General features: G+C 47.7%; 1 protein-coding gene. It reads left to right on the top strand.

All coding sequences use genetic code 11. The features are described 5' to 3' along the window. Positions 1–84 precede the first annotated feature (84 nt). Positions 85–1235 (top strand): IS3 family transposase gene (locus AC3WQH_RS25460; protein WP_369750415.1). Its coding sequence is split into 2 segments (ribosomal slippage): positions 85–343 and positions 343–1235, totalling 1152 coding nucleotides; the frame shifts between segments, so codons are not numbered across the junction. Positions 1236–1278: the final 43 nt, after the last annotated feature.

The following is a 1278-nucleotide window of genomic DNA, read 5'->3' as shown; positions in this document are numbered from 1 at the left end:
TGGTATTATCCCCTCATGGTAGACAGTGAAAAAAGACCTCATGGTATGATGAGATCAACACTGTTGACCGGAGGGGATTTTCTTATGCCGCCACGTAAAGGGCAAAAACAGCAGCAATATGACGAAGCAACGAAGAGCGAAGCAGTACGTTTGCGGGTTGAGGAGCATTGGAGCTACCCAATGATAATGGAGAAATTAGGCATTAAAAGTAAGACGCAGATTCGGGAGTGGGTACAGAAACGGCAAAACGGTGAAACGTTTGAAGACTATAGAGGGCGATGGATCAAGAAGTATTTCAGCAGTCTAGAGGAAGAGAACAACTACTTGAAAGCGCAGGTCGAATACCTAAAAAAGCTCAATCCAAATCTACACGGGGAGGGAAGTTGGATAAGCAAACCCGGTTTAGGACGATCGAAGAAATGAGTCGCAAGTACGCTGTGGTCATGCTATGCGAAATAGCGGAGGTCTCCCGGGCGGGCTACTACAAGTGGAAGGCGACGGAGAAGGTTCGTAAGGTACGTGTGGAGCAGGATGCCGACCTAAAGGAACATATACTGGCAATTCACCGCATTCGCCCATACTTTGGGTATAAACGAATGCGCACGGCTCTACGCAAAGAGGGACTACAAGTAAATACGAAGAAAGTTCGCCGACTGATGCGAGAATTGGGCATCCGCTCAGTGATCCGCAAAAAGCGTCCATTTGCCGGCCGCAAGCCCTCCATCGTGTTCAACAATGTCCTTAATCGCCAGTTCGCTGCGGACGAGGCTAGAAAGAAATATGTAACCGATATTACCTATATTCGAGTCGTCGATGACTTCATTTATCTGTCCGTGGTCCTGGATCTGTATAATAACGAAACGGTTGCTTGGGAAGTGTCGGAGAGAAACGATCTTGATCTTGTGCTGTCTACGGTGAAGCAACTGGGTAATGGAGATGCGATCCTGCACTCCGACCAAGGATTCCAGTACACTACCAAGACATACGCAAATCTGTTGCAAGAACAAGGGCTAACCGGAAGCCATTCCAGACGGGGGAACTGCTTCGACAACGCTTGTGTTGAATCGTTTTTTTCACACCTGAAGACGGAAAAGTTGTATCTGGAGAAACCAAGAGATATAGCTCACGCTCGCAAACTGATCGCTGAATACATCGAATTCTACAATACAGAACGGTTCCAGAAAAAACTCGGCGACCTCTCCCCAGTCCAATACCGGGAATCGATCGCCGCTTAAGATAGCGTCTTTTTTTAGTGTCTACTTGACGGGGCTATGACCA

Source organism: Brevibacillus sp. FW301-21C12A (assembly GCF_058788915.1).
The sequence above is the reverse complement of the archived record's forward strand: the minus strand, read 5'-3'. Positions and strand labels throughout refer to the sequence as shown.